This window comes from Pseudomonas machongensis (genome assembly GCF_034961125.1).
GTDB lineage: Bacteria > Pseudomonadota > Gammaproteobacteria > Pseudomonadales > Pseudomonadaceae > Aquipseudomonas > Aquipseudomonas machongensis.
On the sequence record NZ_JAYFUI010000021.1, the window covers coordinates 1 to 325 of the forward strand.

The following is a 325-nucleotide window of genomic DNA, read 5'->3' on the forward strand; positions in this document are numbered from 1 at the left end:
GTAAACCCGCTCCCACACGTACGGCGTTCGAATTTACGCCGGTGTTGCGCTCTTGCACTGAGGCAACTCCACATCCTGCCAGGGGGTACCCGTTCTTAGCATCGCATTGAGTCGTACGATGAAAACTCTCATGCAGGCCACAAGCGCGACCTTGGCTGCCTTGCCCCTTACACGCAGTGCTTGGTACTTCGCCTTGAGCGAGGGGTTTTGCCTTACGGCCACCAAACACGACATATACAACGCGCACCTTATCCCGAAACGGCCTCCCGAGATCGAGCGCTTGCCTACGGATGTTCCACTGTCGTGATTGAAAGGCGCCACCCCA

The 325-nt window shown here is 57.2% G+C and carries 1 protein-coding gene; it reads right to left on the reverse strand.

Annotation, left to right across the window (positions count from 1 at the left end; translation table 11 throughout):
• Positions 1 to 33: 33 nt before the first annotated feature.
• A partial coding sequence (locus VA602_RS00510) for a transposase (RefSeq protein ID WP_323452167.1) occupies positions 34 to 325 on the reverse strand: 292 nt, incomplete at its 5' end.